Here is a 22,644-nt window from a genome sequence, read left to right as displayed (position 1 = left end):
ACAACTCCGTCCACCGCGCCGAAACCTCGTACCTTCCCTGGCGACAACAACTGGGCAGGCGGTGTCAGACAAAGATGTACTACGATCAAGCCATGGCTGAGGTGCCGATCAGGGAGCTGAACCAGGAGACGGCCAAGGTGCTGGCTCGGGTGAAACGCGGCGAAGAAGTCGACATCACCGAGCGCGGTGTCGTCGTGGCCCGGCTGGTTCCGGCCGAGCCCTCACCGATCGGCCGTTTGCTGGCCACCGGCAACCTGCGACCACCGCAGGCTTCCGGGCCTTTGCCACGACCCCGAGGCGACGTGCGCACTACGCAGGAGTCCGGTGCGCTGCTCGAGGAGCTGCGTGGCGAGGAACGCCACTGATGATCTATCTCGACACCGCGGCACTGGTGAAGCTTGTTCGCCGCGAGGTCGCCTCGGATGCCCTGGTCGACTGGCTGAACACCCACTCGGACCGCCTGCTCGTGTCGTCGGCGATCGCAGAGGTCGAGCTGCCGCGCGCGCTCCGTCGTACCGAGCCGGAACTGCTCGCCGCCGTACCGGCGCTGCTGGCGCGGATCGCGGTGTACGAGATCGACGACCTGGTCAGGAGGACAGCGGCCGCCTACCCCGACGAGTCGATCGGCTCGCTGGACGCGATCCACCTGGCGACGGCTGACGCTGTACTCGGCGACGACCTGACGGCCTTCGTCACCTACGATCGCCGGCTGCTTGCGGCCGCCGATGCATTGGGCCTGCCAATTGCTGCGCCAGGCGCGCAGTGAGCTTGCGGGGCTACTGACTCGTCGGCTTGGACACGCCGGCGTGGCCGAAGACCAGCTCGTACAAGCCGTTGTTGTAGCTCGTCTGTTGATGGACGCCGGTGAGCAACGGCCGGACGACGGCCGCCGTGAGTCGGCGCTGGGTGGTGCCGTCGTCGGTGCCGTTGAAGCGGCAACCGGCGTACCGGACGAGGACTTCCTGCGTCCGGTCGCCTGCGTGCATTGTGAGGACGATCAGCTCACCGCCGTAGACGATGATGCAGTCGGGGACGTCCGGATCGAGGCCCTCCGGTGCGGCACCGATGGCGGCGACCAGCGCCTTCGCGGCGTCGCCGGTGAGGGTGGAGCTGGCGATGAGTGGCGCGCGGGCAGGGGAGGAGCGGTGGCCGAGGGAGTACCGGCCGACGGCGATCGAGTCGTAGCGCCAGTCGTCGGGGACCTGGACCTCGACGGTTTGGTACGACTCCCAGCGCCAGCCGGTCATCTTCGGATCATCGCACGGGTGGTGGCGTGCCGATCAGGAACTTGTCGATGGCCTGGTACGACGTGGAGAGCTGGTGGACGCCGACGAAGAGTTGGCGTGCGGTGTCGGCGGTGAGCTGCCGCAGCGTCGAGCCGTCGTCGGTGCCGTGGTGGCGACAACCGTCGTAGCGGTAGAGGACGTCCTGGGCGTGATCGGTGCCCTGGACGCGGAGGATCAGGAAGTCGTGCCCGAGGTCGGGGCTGGGCTCGGGCGGGCACCGCCGGGGGTCGGAGAACGTCGGGCCGACGCCGGGCGGAGCAGCGACGAGGTCGCGGACCAGGCGGTCGGCGGCGGTGCCGGTCAGGCGGGAGCTGGCTTGGAGGCGGGCGTAGCGGATGTTCTCGGGGCCGCCGCCGGTCGGAGCGATCGGGAGGCCTCCGATGGAGTACCGGCAGACGCCGACGCCCGTGATCTCGCCGACCGACTTGAGTCCACCTTGCGCCGGCGGACGGGCGGCCCGCCGGTCGGCCAGGGGAGCGCAGCCGTAGCTGTCGACCGTCTCGACGACGTCGGCCGACTCGAAGATCTGCCGACGCAGGATGTCGTCGCCGGCGGTCACGGTCACCAGGTGGTCGCCGAACTTCCGGGTCTCGCGAACCCAACCGCCGGCCAGCTGTACGACGCCCGGTCGCTCACCGTCGAAGACGACGGACGGCGCGACCTGCCGGGCGGGCTTCGGAGTCGCGCAGACCTTCAGCGCCAGTCCCCGCATCCCACCCGGCCGGAAGACCGTTGCCTCAGGCACCCAATCGTCCTCGGTGCAGTCCGGCGGCCCGGCCCACAGCGACTGCGCCCAGCTCTCCGGCACCTGCAACTGCACGTCGGCGTACGTCTCCCACCGCCAGCCAGGCTTGGCCGGAGCCGCCTCGCCATCGGCGGCCACACCCGTCGCAGCATCGGAAGGCGCGACCGCCGCCGTGCCGGCTGGCCCAGCCTCGCTGGTCAACGTGCTCGCTCCCAGGACCACCGCACCGATCGCGACGCCGGTCAGCAGGACCGCACCCACCCGACGGCCGATCATCGTCCGGCCAAATCGCGCAGGATCGGCAGCACCGGGATCTCGGCGTACAGCACCTTGCTCAGCGGCACCAGCGTGTCCGTGGTGAGCCGCCGCAGCGTGGTGCCGTCGTCGGTGCCGTTCGAGCGGCAAGTGGCGTACCGGACGACGACGGCCTGATCGCCGTTCTCGCCGGCCACTGTCAGCAGCAGATCGTCCCGGCTCCGCGGTTGCTCGCAGTTGGAGGAGCTCATGACCGGCCCGACGCCGGCCGGGGCTGCGCGCAACGCGTCACCCAGTTGCCGCGCGGTGTCGCCGGAGATCTGAAGCCCGGCCTGGAACACGCTGGGGTTGCCCGGCAACTGATAGCTGTAGACGCACACCCGGATCGACTTCACCTCGCCGATCGCGGCCAGCCCCGGTCCCGTCGGCCGTTGCCCGTCACCCAGTACGGCGGGACGCGCGACGCTGCAGCCGTTCGGATCCGTTCCATCCATCCGCTTCGCTGAGTCCAGAATCCGCCGCCGCATCGCGGCGTCGTTGCTGAACACGGCCAACGGCACACCAGCGACGACCCGTACCTCCGTCGCCCACCCGTGGTCGAACCGTGTGATCCCGGGCTTGGCGTCGGAGTCGTCGAACCACAGATGCGGTATCCGCTCGGCCAACCTCGGGACCGACAGACAGGCGATCGTCTGCACCGGCCCACGCCAGGGCCGCCCGACCATCGGCGTCCTTGTGGAGCCGTCCGGCCGGAACCGATCCCCGCAGGTCCACAGGCCCGAGTAGACGGAGTCCGCCCAGCTGTCGGGCACCTGCACCTTCACCGTGCCGTACGACTCCCACCGCCATCCCGGCGCCGCCGGATCGGCCACGGGTTCGGCGCTGGGCGGCGCGACATACGCCCCGGCCGAACCCCTCCCGCCGACCGCCTGCACCCCGACGCCGATCACCAGCACAGCGGTTGCGGCCACAGCGGCGGCGACTACTCCGATTCTCTTCATCTCAACGCCTCACAGGACCGGCCCGGGCGGGCCGATCAGCAGTTGGGTCATCACATTGCTGTGTCCGCGAGGCGCGTGCACGCCGACGAAGATCACCTTCGCGGTCGCCATCGTCGCCCGGCGCAGCGTCGTGCCGTCGTCGGTGCCGTTGTGCTTGCAGCCGGCGTAGCGGTAGATGACGTCCTGGTCGTGCTCGCTCCCGTTCACCCGCAGGACGACGACCTCGCGGCCCGGGTCGGCGCCGCAGACGCGCCAGGTGGTCACCGTCGGACCGGTCCCGAGCGGCGCGGCGATCAGGTCACGCACGAAGCGCTCGGCGACAGCGCCGGTGAGCCGCGAACTGGCCTCCATGCCGAGTGCCTTCGGCGGGTACGGCGTACCGTCCTCACGGTAGATCGGCGCGCCACCCGAATAGCGGCACACGCTGACCGATTTCACCTTCCCGACCGAGGTGAGTCCGCCCGAAGCGGCCGGCCGCAGGACCTCGTCCCGCGCCAACGGCGACGCCGGATCGCAGCCGTAGCCGTCGACGGACGTGACGACGCCGGCGGTGCTGAAGATCTTGGCCCGCAAGGCATCGTCGGCGCTCGTCACCGTGACCAGCTGCTCGCCGATCCGCCGGGTCTCCTTGGTCCACCCGTCAGCGAAACGGATCACCTCGGGCCGGTCGCCGGCGAACATCACCGACGGCGCGACGTGCCGCGTCGGCCGTACCTCCGTCGGACACTCGGGTTGCTCGACGGTGATGAAATCTCCTGGCCGCCGGACGACCGCTTTCTGCTCGGTCCAGTCGGCGCCGCAGAACTTCACCCCGGCGTACAGATCCTGCGCCCAGTCGTCCGGAACCTGGAGCTGCACGTTCCGGTACGTCTCCCACCGCCACCCGGCGTGCTCCGCTGCGACCGGCGTTTCGGGGTCACTCCCGGCCCGACTGATCAGTGTGTTCGCCCCGACGACCACGGCAGCGACCGCGACACCGGTCAGTAGGAGCGCACCACGGCGCATCATCGTGCGCCCAAGTCGTCGAGGATCGGCAGCGGTGCCCACTGCGCGTACAGGACCTTGCTCAGCGGTACCAGCGTGTCCGTGGTGAGCTGTCGGAGTGTGGTGCCGTCGTCGGTCCCGTTCGAGCGGCAGGTGGCGTAGCGGACGACGACCGTTTGCTCGCCGTTCTGGCCGCTCACCGTCACCAGCAGATCGTCGCGTTGCGAGGACTGCTGGCAATTGGAGGCACTCATGGCCGGCCCGACGCCTGGCGGCGCTGCTCGCAGCGCGTCACCCAGCCGACGTGCGGCATCGCCGGAGATCACGTGACCGGCTTGGAAGGTGCTCGGTTCGCCGGCCGTGCCGTAGCTGTAGGCGCACACCCGGATCGAACTCACCTCGCCGATCGCGGACAACCCCGGACCTGTTGGCCGCTGCCCGTCGGCCAGTACGGCGGGACGGGCGATGGCGCAGCCGTTCGGGTCCGTCGTACCGCTGATCGGTTCCGCGGAGTCCAGGATCCGACGGCGCAGCGCGGCGTCGTCGCCGAACACGGTCAACGTGACGCCGTCGACGACCCGGACCTCCGACGCCCAGCCGTGGTCGAACGTCGTGATCCCAGGTTGCACGTTCGGCCCGCCGAACCACAGATGCGGAACCCGCTCGGCCAACGGCGAGACCGGACCACAGTCGATCATCATGACCGGACCCCGATAGGGCCGGCCGACCAGCGGCGCCTTGCTGATCCCGTTCGACTGTCCCTTCGGTTCTCCACACGTCCACAGGTGCGAGTACGCCGAGTCCTGCCAGCTGTCCGGCACCTGCACCTTGACGGTCCGGTACGACTCCCACCGCCAGCCGGGCTCCGACGGCGCAGTCGGTGGTGCGACCGCGACCGCGGTTTCGTCCTGGCCGAGCACGGCCTCTCCGCCGGCCGCCAGCGCCGCGACGCTGACGGCGGCGAGCGCTACCACTGCGATTCCGCGCACGACGATCCTCATTTCAGCAGATTGGTCAGAAAGGGCCCGCGGTCCTCGGGCCGACCGACGGCGGTGACCAGCGGTCCGACCGACGACTTGGTGAGACTCCGGAACGTCCGGCCGTCATCGGTGTCGAAGGGCCCACACCCGTTCAGCCGTACGACGACCTCCTGGTCGCCGCGGTCGCCGTGGACGTGCAGGACGAGGATCTCCTCGTCACCTGTTGTGCATTTGCTGGTCGCGGTAGCCACTTTCCCGCTCTTGGTCACCGCAAGGCCATCTGAACCCGGTGCGTTCAGCAGAGCGGCGCCGACCTCGCGGGCTTGCTCGCCGGTCAGCTCGGCGCTGGCGAGCAGTGGTGGTACCTGGGACAGCGTCTCGGTCCGGTAGGCGCAAATCCGGATCGACGCGGCCGTTCCGACCGCGGCAAGGCCTTCGCCGGTCGGTCGGACCGCCGCGTTGGTCGCTGCCGGATGCGTCGGAGCGCAACCACGGCTGTCGACCCCGTCGATCGTCCGGGCCGAGTCGAGTATCCGTGCCCGGACCGCGGCGTCGGTCCCGAACACCTCGAGCCGCAGCGCCCCCACCGACCGGACCTCCTTGGTCCAGCCTGCGTCGTACTGCGTCACGCCCGGCTCGGCGTTCAAGTCGAACAACACGTACGGCACGCGGTCTGCCGGTTCTCCCACGGTGGCAGCGGTCGCCCCGACGGCAGTCGGGCAGCCCATCGCCGGGGCCGGCAGCGTGCTCGGCCGCCCGATCCAGCCGTCCCACCGGGGCTTCTCGGTCGGGCACGTCGCCAGCGGACCCGCACTGATCTCCGCCCACTGGTCGGGCACCTGGACCTCGACGTTCGCATACGACTCCCAATGCCACCCCGGCGGCGGCTGCGCCAGCGACGCGGCCGGTCCGGAATCCTCCGGCCGGGTCAGCGACTGCACCCCAGCAGCCGCCACGATCACCGCCGCACAAGCCAGTACGCCGACGCCGGCCGCGCGCGTACGCCGCCGTCGTCTCAGCCGGCGGTGGACCGTGCCGAGCAGAGTCGTGTCGGACGGCGCCTCGGCGGCGCGCGAGGCGAGGCTTTGGGTGATGAGGGTTTCGGCCGGATCGTTCATCGGGTCAGCCTCTGCAGAATCATCGGGTACAGCTGCGGCGAATAGAGCGTGGTGACCAGCGGAAGCAGAGCCTCTCGGGTCAGTTGCCGGCCAGTGGTGCCGTCGTCGATGCCGTTGTGGTTGCAGGAGTTGTAGCGGACCGACACTTCCTGCTCTCCGGTGCTGCCGCGCACGGTGATCAGCAGGTCGTCGCGCAGACGCGTGGTCTCGCAGTGGTACTCGTGGTTCGGGCCGGATCCGGCCGGCGCTGCTCGGAGCGCGGCGACCACCTCCCGTGCCTTGTCGCCGGCGATCTCACCGCCGGCGAGCAACCTGGCATCCCGCGGCAGACCGTCGATGCCGTACCCGCAGAGCCGGATCGATTCGACCTCGCCGATGCCGCCCAGTCCGGGTCCGGTCGGCCGCCGGCCCTCGCCCACCACGGGCGGCGCCGTTGGCGAGCAGCCGTAGGCGTCCTGGCCGTCGATCGGCTGCGCGGAGTCCAGGATGCGCCTCAGCAGTACAGGATCATTGCCGAAGGCACTCAAATGGATGCCGTCGACAACCCGGACCTCCTCCAGCCAGCCGTGATCGTGGCGGTACACGCCGGGCGATCGGTTCGCCTCGCCGAACCACAGGTGCGGCACCCGCTCGGCCGGTTCCGGGACCTTCGGGCAGCCGATCAGCGGTACGTAACCACGCAGCGGCCGTCCGACCTGCGGTGTCTTCGGCACATCCTCGGACGAGTTCCCGTAGACGAGCGGGCGGCAGCTCCACAGGTGGCTGTAGAAAGTGTCCGTCCAGGTGTCGGGGACCTGCACCTGGACGGTGCCGTACGACTCCCAGTGCCAGCCCTCGTACGTCGTAAACTTGGGCCCGTCGGCATGAGCCGAGGCGGGCTGCGCGGCGGGAACGGATGGTCCAGCAGCCGGAATCGGCCCGTCCCGCAGCACCCCGACGCCGGTGACGCCCGCGGCGACCGCCGTACAGGCGAGGACCCCGGCTCCAACGGCGCGCGCCCGGCGGCGTCGGCGCAGGCGGTGGTGGACGGTGGCGAGCAGGGCGTGGTGGTCGGTCGGCGCCGAGTCGGCGTACGTCGACAGGGCGCGGGTGAGCAGCGCGCCGGTCGCGCGGTCTTCGGTCGGGTCGTTCACAGCTGGTCGACCTCCTTCAGCGTCGCGCGCAGGGAACCTAGGGCGCGGTGGATCTGGGATCGGACCGTGGCCGCCGTACAGCCGAGGATCTCGGCGATGTCGGCGTCCGGAAGGCCTTCGTAGTAACGCAGTACGACGGCGGCGCGCTGCCGGGTGGGCAGTGACGCGCACAGCTGCCAGACCGCGTCGGCGTCGGCGTGCGAGGCGGCGTGGTCGGGCCCGCCGGCAAGTGGGCGGAGCGCGGTCGGGTCGTCGACCGGAGTCTCGCGGCGGAAGAAGCGGCGCCAGCGGGAGATGTCGGCGTTGACGATGCAGCGCCGCACGTAGGCGTCCGGATCGGCGCCGATCCGCGACCAGCGCGGGTACGCCGCGATCAGCGCGTCCTGGACAGCTTCCTCGGCCCGGCCCCGGTCACGGGTGACCAGATAGGCGAAACGCAGCAGACCGGCACCTCGGTGCGACACCCAGGTGTCGAAGTCCGGCGGTCCGTCGTCGGTTGTCATTTGGTCCCTCCCACGTCCTAACCACGCCGCGGAGGGACCAGACGTTGCACCGAACCGGCTAATCTCCCGGGGGAGCCGTCGGCAGCGCCAGCTTCTCGTCGGGCTTGGCGCGCAGGACCTCGTCGACGTACGAGCGGGCGGCCTGCATCGTGTCGACCTCGTGGCCGGCCTGCTCGGACAGGAACCAGCGGTGCTCGAGCACCTCGTGGAAGACCTCGGCGGGCTCCAGCTTGCGGTTCAGGTCGCGGGGAACCGAGCGGACGACCGGCTCGAACACGTCGGTCAGCCACTGGTGCGCGACGATCTCCTCGTCCTCGTTCTGCTGGTCGGTCGCGGCGGCGTACGAGTCGAGGTCGTTGAGCAGCCGGCGGGCCTGGTTCTCCTCGACGTCCAGGCCGGTCAGCCGCAACAACCGGCGGGAGTGGTGACCGGCGTCGACGACCTTCGGCTGGATCCGGACCTGACTGCCGTCCCAGTCGGTGATGATGTCGATCTCGGCGACGTCGAAGCCGAGCTCGTTCAGCCGCCGGATCCGCGAGTCCAGCCGGTGCATCTCGTCGGTGGCGAACTCCTCCGGCGCGGTCAGCTCGGCCCACAGCGCCTCGTACCGGTCGTTGATCGACTTGACGGTCTCCTGCGGGTCGATGTCGGCGTCGAGCAGGCCGCCTTCCTGCAGGTCGAGGAACTCGCCGAACAGGTTGATCTCCGCGGTGTAGAGGTCGTGCGCGCGCTGCCCGTCGGAGATGTCCTGGTGCAGCTCACCGGTCTCCGCGTCCACCAGGTACGCCGCGAAGGCGCCGGCGTCGCGGCGGAACAGCGTGTTCGACAGTGAGCAGTCGCCCCAGAAGAAGCCGAGCAGGTGCAGCCGGACGATCAGCGCGACCAGCGCGTCGATCAGCCGGTTCACGGTGTCCGGCCGGAGCGTGCTGGAGAACAGTGCCCGGTACGGCAGGGAGAACTGCAGGTGACGGGTGACCAGGATCGAGTCGAGCGGTTCGCCGTTCTTGTCCACCCGGTCGGTGATCACGCCGACCGGTTCGACCGAGGGGGAGTCCAGCCGCTCGAGGTCGCGCAGCAGCCGGTACTCGTGCATGGCGAGGTGCTCCATCACCTCCTTGATCGCGTAGACGCTGCCGTTCACCCGGACGAAGCGGACGACGTGCCGGGAGATACCGCGGGGCAGCGCGACCAGCTGGTCCTCGGGCCAGTCCTCCAGCGGGATGTCCCAAGGCAGTGCGAGCAGACCGGTGTCCGGGCGGGTGGCGACAAAACGAGGCACGGCACCAGTGTGTCAGTTCCGCCCGCCGGAAGGTCGAGCCCGCAGCAAGGCGAGACGCAGATCGGCAGCGGTTCGAACGCAAGTGAACGCAAATACTTGCGGAATATGGCGTAGAGTTTGCGTCATGACTCGACGACTTGCTGAGGTGGCGAAGAAGGTCGGCGTCAGTGAGGCGACCGTGAGCCGGGTGCTGAACGGCAAGCCCGGCGTGTCCGAGGCGACCCGGGAAGCGGTGCTCACCGCGCTCGACGTGCTCGGCTACGAGCGGCCGACCCAGCTGCGCGGCGATCGCGCCCGACTTGTCGGCCTGGTGCTGCCCGAGTTGCAGAACCCGATCTTCCCGGCGTTCGCCGAGGTGGTCGGCGGTGCGCTGGCCCAGCAAGGTTTCACCTCGTTGCTGTGCACCCGGACGGTCGGTGGCGTGTCCGAGGCCGACTACGTCGATCTGCTGCTCCAGCAGCAGGTCTCCGGGGTCGTGTTCGCCGGTGGTTTCTACGCACAGGCCGACGCGCCGCACGCGCACTACGAGCTGATCCAGGAACGCCGGCTGCCGACCGTACTGGTCAACGCCGCGGTCGACCATCTGGGCTTCCCGCAGGTCTCGTCCGACGACTTCGTCGCCGCCGAGATGGCGATCGGGCACCTGCGCGCGCTCGGGCACCAGAAGATCGGGCTGGTGCTCGGTCCGCGCGACCACATCCCGTCGCGGCGCAAGCTCGAGGCCTTCATGGGCTCGCCCGAGGCGGATCCGTCGCTGGTCGAGCACACCATGTTCTCGCTGGAGGGCGGTCACGCGGCCGCGACCCGGCTGGTCAAGCACGGCGTCACCGGCATCGTCTGCGCCAGCGACATCCTCGCCCTCGGCGCGATCCGCGCGGTCCGCCGGGCCGGCCTGCAGGTGCCGGACGACGTCTCGGTGATCGGGTACGACGACTCGGCGATGATGAACTGCACCGACCCGCCGCTGACCACGGTCCGCCAGCCGATCGACGCGATGGGCCGGGCCGCGGTCGACATGCTGGTCGCGCTGATCGAGCGCGCCTCGGTCCCCGCCGACGAGCTGCTCTTCGAGCCCGAACTCGTGGTCCGCGCCTCGACCGCCCGCCTGAAGACCGCCGCCGTCCCGGCCTGAAGCGTCCGCCGTCCCCGGCTGAACACCGCCGCCGTCCAGGCCTGAAGACGTCCGCCGTCCTGGCTTGATCCGGGCGAACACCGCCTGATCCGGGCGAGTTCGTCCCAATCCGGCGACCCCGCCTGCCCGGCCGGCGCCTGATCGCTTCGTGCCGTCCGCAGGAATAGATCTCCTTCACCGCACCGTTGTTAAGACGACCGGTCATTTTGACTCCGACGCGAACCGAGTGAAGGAAACTGCGATGAACGAACTGCTGACGAAGGTCCTCGAAGCCCACGGTGGCCTCGACAACTGGTCCACCGTCAAGGGCCTGACCGTCAAGCTCTCCCTGGACGGCCCGTTCTGGGACGGCGTCGGCTGGCCCGAGATCCGCCGGCAGCAGACGTTGTCAGTCGACGCCCGCCACGAGCGCACCCGGCTGACCCCCTTCGTCGGCGACGGTGAGATCGCGACGTACGAAAGCACCCCCGAGCTGATCCGGGTGGTCGCCGCCGACGGCTCCGTCCTCGGCGAGTCGGCCGACCCGCGGCCGACGTACCCGGAGTACACGCCGGAGGCCAAGTGGGACCGCGTGCAGCTGGCCTACTTCACCGCCACGGCCAACTGGAACTACTTCGTCGAGCCGTTCCTGTTCACCTATCCCGGCGTACAGGTCGAGGAGATCGAGCCCTGGCAGGAGGGTGACGAGACCTGGCGCCGCCTGCGAGTCACCTTCCCCGCGAATCTGCCGAACCACAACCCCGAGCAGACCTTCTACTACGACGACCGGTTCCTGCTGCGCCGGATGGACTACGCGCCCGAGGTCACCAGCAACGCACCGATCGCGCACTACGTGCACGACCCGGTGACCGTCGACGGCCTGGTCTTTTACCGCCGCCGCATGGTTCACCTGCGAGCTGAGGACGGCACTGCCGACCGCAGCTGGGCGCCGATCGAGATCGGCACCGACGAGGTCGTCGTCGAGCGCGACTGACAACGACAGACAGCGACACGGCCGGCCACGCAACAGCCGGTGAGCACCTGATCACGAAGGGATGGAGTGGACGCAATCCGCTCCATCCCTTTGCTGTACCTGCCAGTTCCGCAGCAAAGTCTCGTTTTTGCAACTAGTGATCGAAGTATTGCGCTGATCCGGTCGGGTTGCCTACGGTACGGACCACATCAAGGGGCGGGACTCGCCCTCGGCCGTTTCGAGAAGGGCAGATCGATGAGGACAACGAGCCATCGCAGGGCACTCGGCCTGTTGCTCGTGGCGGGACTGGGGCTGACAGCCGCGTCCTGCGGATCGGGGGACGACGAACCGGCCGCGCAGAGTTCCGGCGGCGCTGACCAGAAGGTGACGATCACCGTCGGCTGCCAGCCGCCGAAGAGCAACCCGAAGGAACGGGCCGGCTGGGACGAGGACGTCGCGGAGTTCCAGAAGCTGCACCCGAACATCACGATCGAGAGCAAGGACGCCTTCCCCTGCATCAACCCCGACACCTTCCAGGCGAAGCTGGCCGGCGGCACCCAGGAGGACGTCTTCTACGTCTACTACACCGACGTCCAGAAGATCATCAAGGCCCGCCAGGCCGCCGACATCTCCGAGTACGTCGGCAGCGTGAAGGCGCTCAAGGACGTCCGGGCGGATGTTCAGAGTGTGTTCAAGGACGGCGACAAGACCTACGGCGTCCCGCGCAACAACTACAACATGGGCCTGGTCTACAACCGCAAGCTGTTCACCCAGGCCGGCCTGAACCCCGACGCCCCGCCGAAGACCTGGGCCGAGGTGCACGAGGCCGCGAAGAAGATCGCGGCGCTCGGTGCCGGGTACGTCGGCTTCGGTGAGTACTCGGCCGGCAACACCGGCGGCTGGCACTTCGCCGCGTCGCTGTACGCCCGCGGTGGCTCGATGGTCAGCGAAGACGGCAAGAGCGCGGCGTTCAACAGCGCCGAGGGCAAGGCCGTGCTGGAGAACCTCAAGCAGATGCGCTGGAACGACAACTCCATGGGCAGCAAGCAGCTGCTGCAGTGGGAGGACCTGATGCGCATGATGGGCTCGGGCAAGCTCGGCATGATGATCGGCGCGCCGGACGTCGTGCAGTCGGTGAACAACGACTTCCAGGGCAAATTCGAGGACTACGGTGTGGCCGCGGTCCCGGAGTCCGAAGGCAAGGCGTCGCTGTCCGGTGGTGACGGGTACATGTTCAACCCGAAGGCGTCGCCGGAGAAGATCAAGGCCGGCCTGCTCTGGCTGGAGTTCCACGAGCTGACGCCGGGCGAGGGCCAGTTCAACTACGAGCGCGCCAAGGCCCAGGGCCGCCCGGTCGGCCTGCCGATCCCGGACCTGTACGGCGACAGCGCGCCCGGCAAGCAGATCACCGAGCTGCGGAAGAAGTTCGCCACCGTGCCGGTCGAGCACTTCACGCCGTACGTGACCGCGCAGGCGAGCATCACCAACAAGCTCGAGCCGCCGAAGGCGCAGGAGCTGTACGCCGTGCTCGACGTGGCCATGTCGGCCGTGCTGACCCGCAAGGACGCCGACATCGTCAAGCTGCTGGCCGACGCCGAGAGCAAGGCGAACAAGATCCTCGCCAAGAACACCTGATGGCTTCGACGATCGCCAGACCGCCGGTGCGCCGTTCCCTCGAGCAGGGAGCGGCGCGCCGCGCGGTCGGCCGGAACCTCACGGCGTACGGGTTCCTGTGCGGGGCGCTGATCTGTTTCGCCTTCTTCTCCTGGTACCCGATGATCCGGGAGATCGTGCTGAGTTTTCAGCAGACCAACTTCGTCGACCCGCCGCAGTGGGTCGGGCTGGACAACTTCCGGACCGTGTTCGCCGACCCGGCGTTCCGGTCCGCCTGGCTGAACACCGCGGCGTTCAGCGGGCTGGCCCTGGTGGTCGGCTACGTGATCCCGTTCGTGCTCGCCGTCGTCCTGAACGAGCTGCGGCACGCCAAGGCGTACCTGCGGTTCGTCGTCTACCTGCCGGTGATGCTGCCCCCGGCGGTCGGAGTGCTGCTGTTCAAGTGGTTCTACGATCCGGGTGCGGGTCTGTTCAACCAGATCCTCGATGTCTTCCGCATCCCGCCGCTGGCCTGGCTCGACTCGACCAGTACGGCGCTGATCTCGCTGGTGATCGTCTCGACCTGGATGAACCTCGGCACGGGCACGCTGATCTACCTGGCCGCGCTGCAGTCCATCCCCGGTGACCTCTACGAGTCCGCCGAGCTGGACGGCGCCGGTCTGTTTCGCCGGGTCTGGCATGTCACCGTGCCGCAGACCAAGCTCATCCTGCTGGTGATGCTGCTGCTCCAGATCGTCGCCACCATGCAGGTGTTCATCGAGCCGTACCTGCTGACCGGTGGCGGGCCGGAGAACGCGACCGTCACGGTGGCCTACCTGATGTACCAGTACGCCTTCAACTTCGGTGACTTCGGCGGCGGCGGTGCGCTCGGCCTGATGCTGATGGTCGTGCTGATCGTCTTCTCCGCGTTCTACCTGCGCGTCTCGCGCGACAACGAAGGTGGCCGATGACAACGACACTGCAACCACAACCGGTGCTCCCGGCAACCACTCCGGAGCCGGCCCGGAGCAAGCCGAAGAAGAAGGCCAAGGGCCGCGGCTACGAGACCCGAACCCTGGTCTCGCCGCTGTCGCTGCGGAGCTGGCACGGCAAGCTGATCTACTGGACCGTCCTGGTCGTCGTGGTGATCGGCTTCACGCTGGCCTTCGTCTTCCCGCTGTACTGGATGGTGACCGGCGCGCTGAAGTCGCCGGACGAGCTGGCGCAGATCCCGCCGAGCTTTTTCCCCAAGGAGTACGACTTCGGCGTCTACGCCGAGGCCTGGAACCAGCTGCAGCTCGGCGTCTTCCTGCGCAACACCGCCCTGTACGCCGGCGGCGCGTGGCTGTTCACGCTGGCGATCGACGTGACCGCGGCGTACGCGTTGTCGAAGCTGCGGCCGCTGTTCGGCAAGCTGATCCTCGGCCTGATGCTGGCCACGCTGATGATCCCGCCGATGGTGCTGCTGCTGCCGACGTACCTGGTCGCCAAGGACGTGCCGATCTTCGGGTTCAGCCTGCTCAACACCCCGTGGGCGATCTGGCTGCCGGCCGCCGCGAACGGGTTCTTCATCTTCCTGCTCAAGCGGTTCTTCGACTCGATCCCGCGCGAACTGCTGGAGGCGGCCGAGATCGACGGCGCGTCGCCGGTCCGGATCCTGTGGTCGATCGTGCTGCCGGTGTCCCGGCCGATCCTCGGCGTGGTGTCGATCCTGTCGGTGGTCACGGTCTGGAAGGACTTCGTCTGGCCGCTGCTGGTGCTGCCGGAGACCGACAAGATGTCGATCAGCGTCGGCATCGCGTCGCTGTCGGCGCAGATGCCGCAGAACGTGCTGATCGCGTCGCTGGTGATCGCCAGCCTGCCGACGATCCTGGTCTTTTTCCTGTTCCAGCGCAGCATCATGGCGGGGCTGACCGCCGGCAGCCTCAAGGGCTGATCCCACCCACCCACCCCAAGGAGAAGGCATGTCGGAAACATGGTGGCGCGGAGCCGCGATCTACCAGGTGTACCTGCGGAGCTTTGCCGACGGCAACGGTGACGGGATCGGCGACCTGGCCGGCCTGCGGGCCAAGCTGCCCTACCTGGCCGATCTCGGCGTCGACGCGATCTGGCTGAACCCGTGGTACCCGTCGCCGATGGCCGACGGCGGGTACGACGTGGCCGACTACCGCGCGATCGAGCCGAGCTTCGGCACCCTGGCCGAAGCCGAGGCCTACATCGAGGAAGCCCACGCGCTCGGCATCAGGACGATCATCGACATCGTGCCCAATCACGGCTCGGACCAGCAGGACTGGTTCGTCCAGGCGCTGGCGGCCGGTCCCGGGTCGCCGGAGCGGGAGCGGTTCCTGTTCCGTCCCGGCCGCGACGGCGGGCTGCCGCCGAACGACTGGCAGTCGATCTTCGCCGGCCCGGCCTGGACGCAGGTTCCGGACGGCGAGTGGTACCTGCATCTGTTCGCTCCCGAGCAGCCGGATTTCAACTGGCGCAACCCCGAAGTGGTGGAGGAGTTCCACGCCATCCTGCGGTTCTGGCTGGACCGTGGGGTGGACGGCATCCGGATCGACAGCGCCGCCGTACTGTTCAAGGACCTGGACAGCGTCGAGGAGTCCTACACCGACCACGACGAGGTGCACGAGGTGTACCGCGGCTGGCGCGCGATCACCGACTCCTACCAGGGCCGGTTCCTGGTGGGGGAGATGTGGATGCCGGACCAGGAACGGTTCGCGCTCTACCTGCGCCCGGACGAGATGCAGACCGCGTTCAACTTCGACTTCCTGTCCCGGCCGTGGGACGCCGACGAGCTGCGCGCCTCGATCGACCTGACGCTGACCACGCACGTCCCGATCGGCGCGCCGCCGACCTGGGTGCTGTCCAACCACGACGTCACCCGCCCGGTCACCAAGTACGGCCGCCCGGACACGTCGTTCTCGCACCAGGACCGCAAGCACGGTATGCCGACCGACCTCGTGCTCGGCGAGCGCCGGGCCCGGGCCGCGGCGCTGCTGGCTATGGCCTTGCCGGGCGGGTTGTACGTGTACCAGGGCGAGGAGCTGGGCCTACCCGAAGTCGAGGACCTGCCGGACGAGGTGCTGCAGGACCCGATCTTCGCCCGCTCCGGCGGCACCGACCGCGGCCGTGACGGCTGCCGGGTCCCGATCCCGTGGTCCGGCCAGGAACCGCCGTTCGGCTTCGGGACCGGTACGCCGTGGCTGCCGCAACCCGCCGACTGGAAGAACCTCACCGTCGAGTCCCAGCAGGCCGACCAGAACTCGATGCTCGCCCTCTACCGCGACGGTCTGCGGATCCGCCGTACCGATCTCGGCGACGGCACGCTCACCTGGCTGGACTCCGCCCCCGGTGTGCTCGCCTTCCGTCGCGACTCCGGCCTGACCTGCGTCGTCAACCTCACCGCGGACCCGATCGACCTGCCCGCCCACACCGACCTGCTGCTCACCAGCTCCCCGCTCGACGAGGGCCGCCTCCCCTCGGACACCACCGCCTGGATCCGCTGAAAGGTCCCTGACGTCCGAAGAACCCGAGGCGAATGGCCTCGGGTCCTTCGGACGCTGCGATGGAAGGGCGGTGTCAGCGGGGCTGCTCCGTGAGCGGGGTGAAGCGGCGCAGGCGCAGGCTGTTGGTGACGACGAAGACCGAGCTGAAGGCCATCGCCGCACCGGCGAGCATCGGGTTCAGCAGGCCGGCGGCGGCCAGCGGGAGCGCGGCGACGTTGTAGGCGAAGGCCCAGAACAGGTTGCCCTTGATCGTGCCGAGCGTACGCCGGGCCAGCCGGATCGCGTCCGCCGCCGAGCGCAGATCGCCGCGCACCAGGGTCAGGTCGCTCGCCTCGATCGCCACGTCGGTGCCGGTCCCCATGCTCAGACCGAGATCGGCCTGGGCCAGGGCCGCCGCGTCGTTCACGCCGTCGCCGACCATCGCGACCACCCGGCCCTCGTCCTGCAGCTTCTTCACCGCGTCGACCTTGTCGGCCGGCAGCACCTCGGCGATCACCTCGTCGATCCCGACCTCGGCGGCGACCTTGCGGGCTACCGCTTCGTTGTCGCCGGTCAGCAGCACGGGCTTCAGGCCCAGCGAGCGCAGCTGCCGGATCGCCTCCGCCGAGGTCGGCTTCACGGTGTCGGCGATGACCAGCACGGCCCGTGCCTTCCCGTCCCAGCCGACCGCGACCGCCGTACTGCCTTCGGACTCGGCGTGCCGCTTGGCCTCCGCGAGCTCGTCCGGCAGGTACTGGCTCCAGTCCTCGAGCAACCGCGTCCGGCCGACCAGTACGGCGTGACCATCCACGACGCCCTGCACACCAAGGCCTTCGACGTTGCCGAAGTCCTCGACCGGCGGCAGCGTGCCCACCTCGTCACTGGCGCCGCGGGCCACGGCCTGGGCGATCGGGTGCTCGCTGGAGTGCTCCAACGCTCCCGCCAGCCGCAGGACCTCGGCCCGCTGCTCGCCGTCTGCCAGCAGTACGTCGATCAGTTCCATCCGCCCGGTCGTCACGGTCCCGGTCTTGTCCAGGACGACGGTGTCGATGCGCTGCGTCGACTCCAGCACCTCCGGACCCTTGATCAGGATGCCGAGCTGCGCACCCCGGCCGGTCCCGACCATCAGCGCGGTCGGCGTGGCCAGCCCGAGCGCACACGGGCAGGCGATGATCAGCACCGCGACGGCGGCGGTGAACGCCACCTCGACCGCGGAGCCGTTGCCCAGCCAGAACCCGAGCGTGAGCAGGGCGAGCCCGATCACGATCGGGACGAAGATCGCCGAGATCCGGTCGGCCAGCCGCTGGACGGCGGCCTTGCCGTTCTGTGCGTCCTCGACCAGCCGGGCCATCTGCGCGAGCTGGGTGTCCGCGCCGATCCGGGTGGCCCGGACGAGCAGCCGTCCGCCTGCGTTCACGGTGGCGCCGACGACCGCGTCGCCCTCGCCGACCTCGACCGGCACCGACTCGCCGGTCAGCATCGACGCGTCGACCGCGCTGCTGCCGGTGACGATCACGCCGTCGGTGGCGATCTTCTCGCCCGGCCGGACGACGAACTCGTCGCCGACCACCAGCTGGTCGGCCGGGATCCGCCGTTCGGTGCCGTCGCGCAGGACCGCGACGTCCTTGGCACCCAGCTCCATCAAGGCCCGCAGCGCGGCCCCGGAACGACGCTTGGCGCGCGCTTCGAAGTACCGGCCGGCCAGGATGAACGTCGTCACGCCGGCCGCGACCTCGAGGTAGATCTCCTCGGCGCCGCCGCCGCGGGACGGGATCAGCGTGAACGGCATCTTCATGCCCGGCTCGCCGGCGCCACCGAGGAACAGCGCGTACAGCGACCACAGGAACGAGCTGACCACGCCGAGCGAGATCAGCGTGTCCATCGTCGCGGCGCCGTGCCGCAGGTTCGTCCAGGCGGCCTTGTGGAACGGCCAGGCCGCCCAAGTCACCACCGGAGCGGCCAGGGTCAGCGACGCCCACTGCCAGAAGTCGAACTGCAGCGCCGGAATCATGCCCAGGGCAATCACCGGTACGGCGAGCGCGATGCTGGCGTAGAGCCTTTCCCGCAAGGGCTTCAGCTCGTCGGGCGCGTCCTGCTCGGCGTCGGCAGTGGCCGGCGGGGCGGGCAGAGCGGCGGTGTAGCCGGTGGCCTCGACGGTCGCGACCAGGTCGTTGGTGGTGATGCCGTCGGCGTAGGTGACCTTGGCCTTCTCGGTGGAGTAGTTCACCGTCGCGGTGACGCCGTCCATCCGGTTCAGCTTCTTCTCGACCCGGGCGGCACAGGAGGCGCAGGTCATGCCACCGATGATCAGTTCGACGGACTGCCCGGTTTCTGGCGTAGTCATGAGTGCCTCCTCTCAGTGGCCGTGCGGGGTGGTGGCGTGGCCGGGGGTGGGGCTGGTGCTGGTGCTCGGCAGAGTCTTCGGCGGGACGATCGCCGTGCCGTCGGTGCCGACCTTCACCGTGAACTCGGCGGTGCGCACCTTTCCGGCGTGCTGGAAGTCCAGGAACAGCGAATACGTGCCGGCGGTCGGGAAGGTGGTGCCGAAGGTGATCTGCGGACCGCCCTTCGTCCCGGGCTTGGCCTCTTCGGCCGGGTGGTTGTGCAGGTAGGCCAGGTCGCCGCCGCGCAGCGAGACCAGGTGGCCGAAGGCGCCGAGGTAGGGCTGCAGGTCGGTGACCGGCTTGCCGTTCTTGCTGACGGCGAAGGTCAGCTCGGACTCCTTGCCGGCTTCGGGTTTCCCGGCCAGCGTCACGTCGTACCCGTCGATGCTGAACACGCTCGCCGGCTCGTTCAGCGGGACCGGGATGTAGAGCCCGGACACGTTGACGTCGGTGCCGAGCGTCAGGGTGTCGTCGTAGCCGGCCGGCTGGAAGTCGGCGTACAGGCGCCAGGTGCCGCCCGCGGTGAAGGTGAACGGGATCGACCAGGTGCCGTCGGCGGCCATCGTCGGGTGCACGTGGTGGAAGCCGGACAGGTCCCGCCGGACGACGATCAGGTGCAGGTCCTTCTCGTGCGTCTTGGTGTACTTCGTCACCGGCTTGCCGTCCGGGCCCTGGATCGTGAACCGGAGCTGGGTCTGCTGCGCCGGCTGGAAGAACGTGGTCGCCGGGACGAACGTGTAGCCGGCCTGGGACACGGCGAGGCCGGGCGGCTGAGCGTCCGCCTCGTCGCCGTGTCCCTCGTCGTGACCGGCGGCCGGCTCGGACGGGTCGGCGGCCGGGTCGGTCATGCCGTCCATCCCGCCCATGCCGTCCTTGCCCTGAGCCGGGGCCTGGGCCGGTTCGGCTGCCGCGATCGGGTCGATCGCGGAGCCGATCGCGAAGGCGCCGGCGAAGGCCAGCGCCAGTACGCCGGCGAACGCGCCGAGCCGGAGCGCGACAGCCCGGCTCATGCCGTCGCGCCCGGGGTGCCGGCGAGCTCGTAGCCCGCCTCGTCGACGGCGTCGCGGACGGCGGTCTCGTCGAGCGCCGACTCGCTGGTCACCCGGACGGCGGAGGTGCCACCGGCGTTCAGGTCGATGCTGACGTCCTGGACGCCGGGCAGCTTGCGCAGCTCCTCGGTCACCGCGGCGGTGCAGTGGCCGCAGGTCATCCCGGAGACGGCATAGGTGGTGGTCGTCATCGTTGGTTCTCCTTCAAGGGGTTGCTGGGGGTGGGTCAGCTACGGACCAGACGGGCGATCGCGTCGGAGGCCTCGCGGACCTTCTCCTCGGCCTCCGGACCGCCCCGCTGAGCGGCCTGGACCACGCAGTGCGACAGGTGCTCGTCGAGCAGTTCGAGCGAGAACGACTGCAGCGCCTTCGTGGCCGCCGACACCTGGGTGAGGATGTCGATGCAGTACTTGTCCTCCTCGACCATCCGCTGCAGACCGCGAACCTGTCCCTCGATCCGGCGCAGCCGCTTCAGGTGGCTGGACTTCTCGCTGGTGTACCCGTGCACGGTCGGCTCGTCGCTCATCGTGGTCCCTCTTCCCTCACTGCTACCCCCAGGGGGTATCTCGACTCCCCAGAAGTTACCCCCTTGGGGTATCCCGGCGCAACCCCTGGAGGATACCCAGTGGGGGTAATCACAGCAGCGGTGCCCGGGTGGTCGACGCGGCGCCACGCGGCTGATGGATCGATCCAACGCTCACCCGGCCCAACAAAAGTGGCAGGGTGAGCGTCTCATCGCGGAACGGACGCGGCTCGTTGCGGGCCGTGAGCAATCAGAAGGGGCGGCATGACGGACCTGGCGATCAGTACGCGGGGGTTGCGCAAGACCTACCGCACCCGGCGTGGCAAGCGGGTGGTCGCGGTGCAGGGCCTCGACCTGGACGTGCCGGTGGGTGGGGTGCACGGGTTCCTCGGCCCGAACGGATCGGGCAAAACCACCTCGATCCGGATGCTGCTCGGGCTGATCCGGGCCGACGCCGGTGCGATGGCGCTGTTCGGGCGGCCGGTGCCCGAGCACCTGCCCGAGGTGGTGTCCCGGGTCGGGGCGATCGTCGAGTCGCCGAAGTTCTTCCCGGCCTTCACCGGCCGCAAGAACCTGGAGCTGCTCGCGGACGCGATCGGCGCGCCGCGCCGCCGGGTCGGCGAGGTGCTGGAGGAGACCTCGCTCGGCGAGCGCGGCAAGGACCGGTTCAAGACCTACTCGCTCGGGATGAAGCAGCGGCTGGCGATCGCCGCGACGCTGCTCAAGGAGCCGGACCTGCTCATCTTCGACGAGCCGACCAACGGGCTCGACCCGGCCGGCATCCGGGAGATCCGCGAGACGATGCGGTCGCTCGGCGAGCAGGGCCGCACGGTGCTGGTCAGCAGCCACATCCTGGCCGAGGTCGAGCAGGTCGCCGACACCGTCTCGATCATCGGGCACGGCCGGTTGCTGGCCTCCGGGCCGGTGTCGGAGGTGATCGGTGGCACCGGCAAGACCACGGTCAAGCTGGTCATCGACGACCGGGAGGCCGCGACCTCGGTGCTGACCGCGGCCGGCCTGACAGTACGGGCCGAGGGCAACTACCTGGTCGTGGACGGCGCACCCGACCCGGCCGACATCACCCGGCGGCTGGCCCAGCGCGAGCTGTACGTCGCGGAGCTGGTGCCGGTCCGGGCCGATCTGGAGTCGGTGTTCCTGGAGCTCACGGCCGACGAGGGCCTGGCCGCCGGCGACGGCACGATCGGAGGTCAGCGGTGATCCGGCTGACGGGAGTCGAGCTGCGGCGGCTGGTCGCGCGCCGGCTCGTGATGCTCGGCGTGGCCGCGGTGCTCGGCGTCACGGTGCTGATGCTCGCCGCCGCCTGGTGGAACTCGCGGCCGCTGTCGGCCGAGGACCAGCAGCAGGCCAAGGCCCAGTTCGAGACGGCGCACGCGGACTGGGTGAAGAACCACGAGAAGTACGACAAGGAGTGCCGCGACAGCTACGCGTCCCAGCCCGACCCGAAGCCGCCGGTCGAGGAGATGTGCAACTACACCGAGCCGACGCTGGACCAGTGGGGCAAGCCGCAGACCGTGTTCACCGAGGTGATGCCGGAGCTGCTGCAAGGGTCGTCGTACCTGCTGGCGTTCGCCGCGTTCCTGATCGGAGCCAGCTTCGTCGGCGCCGAGTTCAGCAGCGGCTCGATCGGGAACTGGCTGACCTTCGAACCACGCCGGATGCGGGTCTACGCCAGCAAGCTGGCCGCGGTGGCGATCGGCATGGTGCCGGTCGTGGTGGTGACGCTCGCGATCCTGCTCGCCGGGACGTACCTGATCGTCGCCGAGCTCGGCGTGACGGCCGGAACCACCGGCAAGGTGTGGGGCAACCTGCTGGAGACCTCGGGCCGGGCGATGGTGGTCGTCGCGGTGGCCGGCGCAGTCGGCGGCGTACTGGCGCTGCTGCTGCGGCACACGGCGGCCGCGATCGGCGTGATCATGGGCTACGTGGTGCTCGTCGAGGCGGTCTTCGGCAGCATCCTGGCGCAGGTCCAGCCCTGGTTGGTCCGGCTGAACTTCGACGCCTGGCTCAAGCACGGGACGACGTACTACGTGCAGAACTGCAAATCGACGCCGGAGGGCTACTACAACTGCGAGTCGATCGAGAAGTCGCTCAGCTTCGAGCACGGCGCCTGGTATCTGGGCATCGGGACGGTCCTGCTGCTCGCGCTCGGCGCGTTCGTTTTCCAGCGGCGCGACGTGACCTGACGCCGTACGACGGCAAACGCCGGCCCCGGGTT

General features: G+C 69.4%; 23 protein-coding genes. 10 read left to right on the top strand and 13 right to left on the bottom strand.

The window, feature by feature from the left end:
- Window positions 1-92: 92 nt before the first annotated feature.
- Together BWI15_RS27190 and BWI15_RS27185 are read left to right on the top strand one after the other, a co-directional pair.
- Window positions 93-365 carry a type II toxin-antitoxin system Phd/YefM family antitoxin gene (locus BWI15_RS27190; RefSeq protein WP_077019340.1) on the top strand — a complete coding sequence of 91 codons (273 nt, stop codon included), beginning with the start codon at window positions 93-95 and terminating at the stop codon, window positions 363-365.
- Complete coding sequence (locus BWI15_RS27185; RefSeq protein WP_077017405.1) at window positions 365-766, top strand: PIN domain-containing protein; 402 nt, start codon at window positions 365-367, stop codon at window positions 764-766. Before BWI15_RS27190 ends, BWI15_RS27185 begins: the two co-directional genes overlap by 1 nt.
- A 10-nt stretch (window positions 767-776) precedes the next feature.
- Here BWI15_RS27185 and BWI15_RS27180 read toward each other — a convergent pair whose 3' ends face one another.
- Genes BWI15_RS27180 through BWI15_RS27140 form a run of 9 tightly spaced genes read right to left on the bottom strand, consistent with a single transcriptional unit; the run spans window position 777 to window position 9,284 of the window.
- Entirely contained in the window at window positions 777-1,247 is a 471-nt protein-coding gene (locus BWI15_RS27180) for a hypothetical protein (protein ID WP_077017404.1), read from the bottom strand.
- A gap of 7 nt (window positions 1,248-1,254) precedes the next feature.
- Window positions 1,255-2,307, bottom strand: coding sequence for a hypothetical protein (locus tag BWI15_RS27175; RefSeq protein ID WP_143465875.1), 1,053 nt, complete (start codon window positions 2,305-2,307; stop codon window positions 1,255-1,257).
- Window positions 2,304-3,287, bottom strand: a complete 984-nt coding sequence (locus BWI15_RS27170; RefSeq protein ID WP_143465873.1) for a hypothetical protein — start codon at window positions 3,285-3,287, stop codon at window positions 2,304-2,306. The genes BWI15_RS27175 and BWI15_RS27170 overlap by 4 nt, the downstream gene beginning before the upstream one ends.
- 9 nt (window positions 3,288-3,296) lie before the next feature.
- Window positions 3,297-4,295, bottom strand: coding sequence for a hypothetical protein (locus tag BWI15_RS27165; RefSeq protein ID WP_077017401.1), 999 nt, complete (start codon window positions 4,293-4,295; stop codon window positions 3,297-3,299).
- A complete protein-coding gene (locus tag BWI15_RS27160; protein WP_077017400.1) occupies window positions 4,292-5,272 on the bottom strand; it encodes a hypothetical protein in 981 nt (326 codons plus the stop codon). The genes BWI15_RS27165 and BWI15_RS27160 overlap by 4 nt, the downstream gene beginning before the upstream one ends.
- Window positions 5,269-6,369: a hypothetical protein gene (locus tag BWI15_RS27155; protein ID WP_077017399.1), complete on the bottom strand. Its 1,101-nt coding sequence runs from the start codon at window positions 6,367-6,369 to the stop codon at window positions 5,269-5,271. Before BWI15_RS27155 ends, BWI15_RS27160 begins: the two co-directional genes overlap by 4 nt.
- Window positions 6,366-7,502, bottom strand: coding sequence for a hypothetical protein (locus BWI15_RS27150; protein WP_077017398.1), 1,137 nt, complete (start codon window positions 7,500-7,502; stop codon window positions 6,366-6,368). Before BWI15_RS27150 ends, BWI15_RS27155 begins: the two co-directional genes overlap by 4 nt.
- Complete coding sequence (locus BWI15_RS27145; RefSeq protein ID WP_077017397.1) at window positions 7,499-8,005, bottom strand: SigE family RNA polymerase sigma factor; 507 nt, start codon at window positions 8,003-8,005, stop codon at window positions 7,499-7,501. Before BWI15_RS27145 ends, BWI15_RS27150 begins: the two co-directional genes overlap by 4 nt.
- Window positions 8,006-8,063: 58 nt before the next feature.
- Window positions 8,064-9,284, bottom strand: coding sequence for a DUF4032 domain-containing protein (locus BWI15_RS27140; protein ID WP_077017396.1), 1,221 nt, complete (start codon window positions 9,282-9,284; stop codon window positions 8,064-8,066).
- A 124-nt stretch (window positions 9,285-9,408) separates the two neighbouring features.
- Between BWI15_RS27140 and BWI15_RS27135 the strand changes: the two genes are divergently transcribed.
- The 6 genes from BWI15_RS27135 (at window position 9,409) to BWI15_RS27110 (ending at window position 16,473) form a co-directional block, all read left to right on the top strand.
- A complete protein-coding gene (locus tag BWI15_RS27135; RefSeq protein ID WP_077017395.1) occupies window positions 9,409-10,416 on the top strand; it encodes a LacI family DNA-binding transcriptional regulator in 1,008 nt (335 codons plus the stop codon).
- Window positions 10,417-10,657: 241 nt separating this feature from the next.
- Window positions 10,658-11,389, top strand: a complete 732-nt coding sequence (locus BWI15_RS27130) for a hypothetical protein (protein ID WP_077017394.1) — start codon at window positions 10,658-10,660, stop codon at window positions 11,387-11,389.
- A 234-nt stretch (window positions 11,390-11,623) separates the two neighbouring features.
- Entirely contained in the window at window positions 11,624-13,003 is a 1,380-nt protein-coding gene (locus BWI15_RS27125) for an ABC transporter substrate-binding protein (RefSeq protein ID WP_077017393.1), read from the top strand.
- Window positions 13,003-13,932, top strand: a complete 930-nt coding sequence (locus BWI15_RS27120) for a carbohydrate ABC transporter permease (protein WP_077017392.1) — start codon at window positions 13,003-13,005, stop codon at window positions 13,930-13,932. Before BWI15_RS27125 ends, BWI15_RS27120 begins: the two co-directional genes overlap by 1 nt.
- Window positions 13,929-14,897, top strand: a complete 969-nt coding sequence (locus BWI15_RS27115; RefSeq protein ID WP_077017391.1) for a carbohydrate ABC transporter permease — start codon at window positions 13,929-13,931, stop codon at window positions 14,895-14,897. The genes BWI15_RS27120 and BWI15_RS27115 overlap by 4 nt, the downstream gene beginning before the upstream one ends.
- A gap of 28 nt (window positions 14,898-14,925) precedes the next feature.
- Window positions 14,926-16,473 (top strand): glycoside hydrolase family 13 protein, encoded by a 1,548-nt coding sequence (locus BWI15_RS27110; RefSeq protein WP_077017390.1) that lies wholly within the window; start codon window positions 14,926-14,928, stop codon window positions 16,471-16,473.
- 73 nt (window positions 16,474-16,546) lie between these two features.
- Here the strand turns inward: BWI15_RS27110 and BWI15_RS27105 are convergent, their stop codons facing one another.
- The 4 genes from BWI15_RS27105 to BWI15_RS27090 are packed head-to-tail and all read right to left on the bottom strand — an operon-like array spanning window position 16,547 to window position 20,411.
- Window positions 16,547-18,796 carry a heavy metal translocating P-type ATPase gene (locus tag BWI15_RS27105; protein WP_077017389.1) on the bottom strand — a complete coding sequence of 750 codons (2,250 nt, stop codon included), beginning with the start codon at window positions 18,794-18,796 and terminating at the stop codon, window positions 16,547-16,549.
- Between the two features lie 12 nt (window positions 18,797-18,808).
- Window positions 18,809-19,846, bottom strand: coding sequence for a hypothetical protein (locus BWI15_RS27100; RefSeq protein ID WP_077017388.1), 1,038 nt, complete (start codon window positions 19,844-19,846; stop codon window positions 18,809-18,811).
- Window positions 19,843-20,076 carry a heavy-metal-associated domain-containing protein gene (locus tag BWI15_RS27095; protein ID WP_077017387.1) on the bottom strand — a complete coding sequence of 78 codons (234 nt, stop codon included), beginning with the start codon at window positions 20,074-20,076 and terminating at the stop codon, window positions 19,843-19,845. The genes BWI15_RS27100 and BWI15_RS27095 overlap by 4 nt, the downstream gene beginning before the upstream one ends.
- 35 nt (window positions 20,077-20,111) lie before the next feature.
- A complete protein-coding gene (locus tag BWI15_RS27090; RefSeq protein ID WP_193432199.1) occupies window positions 20,112-20,411 on the bottom strand; it encodes a metal-sensitive transcriptional regulator in 300 nt (99 codons plus the stop codon).
- 261 nt (window positions 20,412-20,672) lie between these two features.
- Between BWI15_RS27090 and BWI15_RS27085 the strand changes: the two genes are divergently transcribed.
- Together BWI15_RS27085 and BWI15_RS27080 are read left to right on the top strand one after the other, a co-directional pair.
- Window positions 20,673-21,626, top strand: coding sequence for an ABC transporter ATP-binding protein (locus BWI15_RS27085; protein ID WP_077017386.1), 954 nt, complete (start codon window positions 20,673-20,675; stop codon window positions 21,624-21,626).
- Window positions 21,623-22,612 (top strand): ABC transporter permease subunit, encoded by a 990-nt coding sequence (locus tag BWI15_RS27080; RefSeq protein WP_077017385.1) that lies wholly within the window; start codon window positions 21,623-21,625, stop codon window positions 22,610-22,612. The genes BWI15_RS27085 and BWI15_RS27080 overlap by 4 nt, the downstream gene beginning before the upstream one ends.
- Window positions 22,613-22,644 lie beyond the last annotated feature (32 nt).

The sequence above is a fragment of the Kribbella sp. ALI-6-A genome (genome assembly GCF_001984195.1).
GTDB lineage: Bacteria > Actinomycetota > Actinomycetes > Propionibacteriales > Kribbellaceae > Kribbella.
The sequence above is the reverse complement of the archived record's forward strand: the minus strand, read 5'-3'. Positions and strand labels throughout refer to the sequence as shown.

What these genes read in the sequence shown, in the direction of transcription:
- BWI15_RS27190 (WP_077019340.1), top strand. Translation starts at nt 93, where the DNA reads ATGGCTGAGGTGCCGATCAGGGAGCTGAACCAGGAGACGGCCAAGGTG.
- BWI15_RS27185 (WP_077017405.1), top strand. Translation starts at nt 365, where the DNA reads ATGATCTATCTCGACACCGCGGCACTGGTGAAGCTTGTTCGCCGCGAG.
- BWI15_RS27180 (WP_077017404.1), bottom strand. Translation starts at nt 1,247, where the DNA reads ATGACCGGCTGGCGCTGGGAGTCGTACCAAACCGTCGAGGTCCAGGTC.
- BWI15_RS27175 (WP_143465875.1), bottom strand. Translation starts at nt 2,307, where the DNA reads ATGATCGGCCGTCGGGTGGGTGCGGTCCTGCTGACCGGCGTCGCGATC.
- BWI15_RS27170 (WP_143465873.1), bottom strand. Translation starts at nt 3,287, where the DNA reads ATGAAGAGAATCGGAGTAGTCGCCGCCGCTGTGGCCGCAACCGCTGTG.
- BWI15_RS27165 (WP_077017401.1), bottom strand. Translation starts at nt 4,295, where the DNA reads ATGATGCGCCGTGGTGCGCTCCTACTGACCGGTGTCGCGGTCGCTGCC.
- BWI15_RS27160 (WP_077017400.1), bottom strand. Translation starts at nt 5,272, where the DNA reads ATGAGGATCGTCGTGCGCGGAATCGCAGTGGTAGCGCTCGCCGCCGTC.
- BWI15_RS27155 (WP_077017399.1), bottom strand. Translation starts at nt 6,369, where the DNA reads ATGAACGATCCGGCCGAAACCCTCATCACCCAAAGCCTCGCCTCGCGC.
- BWI15_RS27145 (WP_077017397.1), bottom strand. Translation starts at nt 8,005, where the DNA reads ATGACAACCGACGACGGACCGCCGGACTTCGACACCTGGGTGTCGCAC.
- BWI15_RS27135 (WP_077017395.1), top strand. Translation starts at nt 9,409, where the DNA reads ATGACTCGACGACTTGCTGAGGTGGCGAAGAAGGTCGGCGTCAGTGAG.
- BWI15_RS27130 (WP_077017394.1), top strand. Translation starts at nt 10,658, where the DNA reads ATGAACGAACTGCTGACGAAGGTCCTCGAAGCCCACGGTGGCCTCGAC.
- BWI15_RS27125 (WP_077017393.1), top strand. Translation starts at nt 11,624, where the DNA reads ATGAGGACAACGAGCCATCGCAGGGCACTCGGCCTGTTGCTCGTGGCG.
- BWI15_RS27120 (WP_077017392.1), top strand. Translation starts at nt 13,003, where the DNA reads ATGGCTTCGACGATCGCCAGACCGCCGGTGCGCCGTTCCCTCGAGCAG.
- BWI15_RS27115 (WP_077017391.1), top strand. Translation starts at nt 13,929, where the DNA reads ATGACAACGACACTGCAACCACAACCGGTGCTCCCGGCAACCACTCCG.
- BWI15_RS27110 (WP_077017390.1), top strand. Translation starts at nt 14,926, where the DNA reads ATGTCGGAAACATGGTGGCGCGGAGCCGCGATCTACCAGGTGTACCTG.
- BWI15_RS27105 (WP_077017389.1), bottom strand. Translation starts at nt 18,796, where the DNA reads ATGACTACGCCAGAAACCGGGCAGTCCGTCGAACTGATCATCGGTGGC.
- BWI15_RS27100 (WP_077017388.1), bottom strand. Translation starts at nt 19,846, where the DNA reads ATGAGCCGGGCTGTCGCGCTCCGGCTCGGCGCGTTCGCCGGCGTACTG.
- BWI15_RS27095 (WP_077017387.1), bottom strand. Translation starts at nt 20,076, where the DNA reads ATGACGACCACCACCTATGCCGTCTCCGGGATGACCTGCGGCCACTGC.
- BWI15_RS27090 (WP_193432199.1), bottom strand. Translation starts at nt 20,411, where the DNA reads ATGAGCGACGAGCCGACCGTGCACGGGTACACCAGCGAGAAGTCCAGC.
- BWI15_RS27085 (WP_077017386.1), top strand. Translation starts at nt 20,673, where the DNA reads ATGACGGACCTGGCGATCAGTACGCGGGGGTTGCGCAAGACCTACCGC.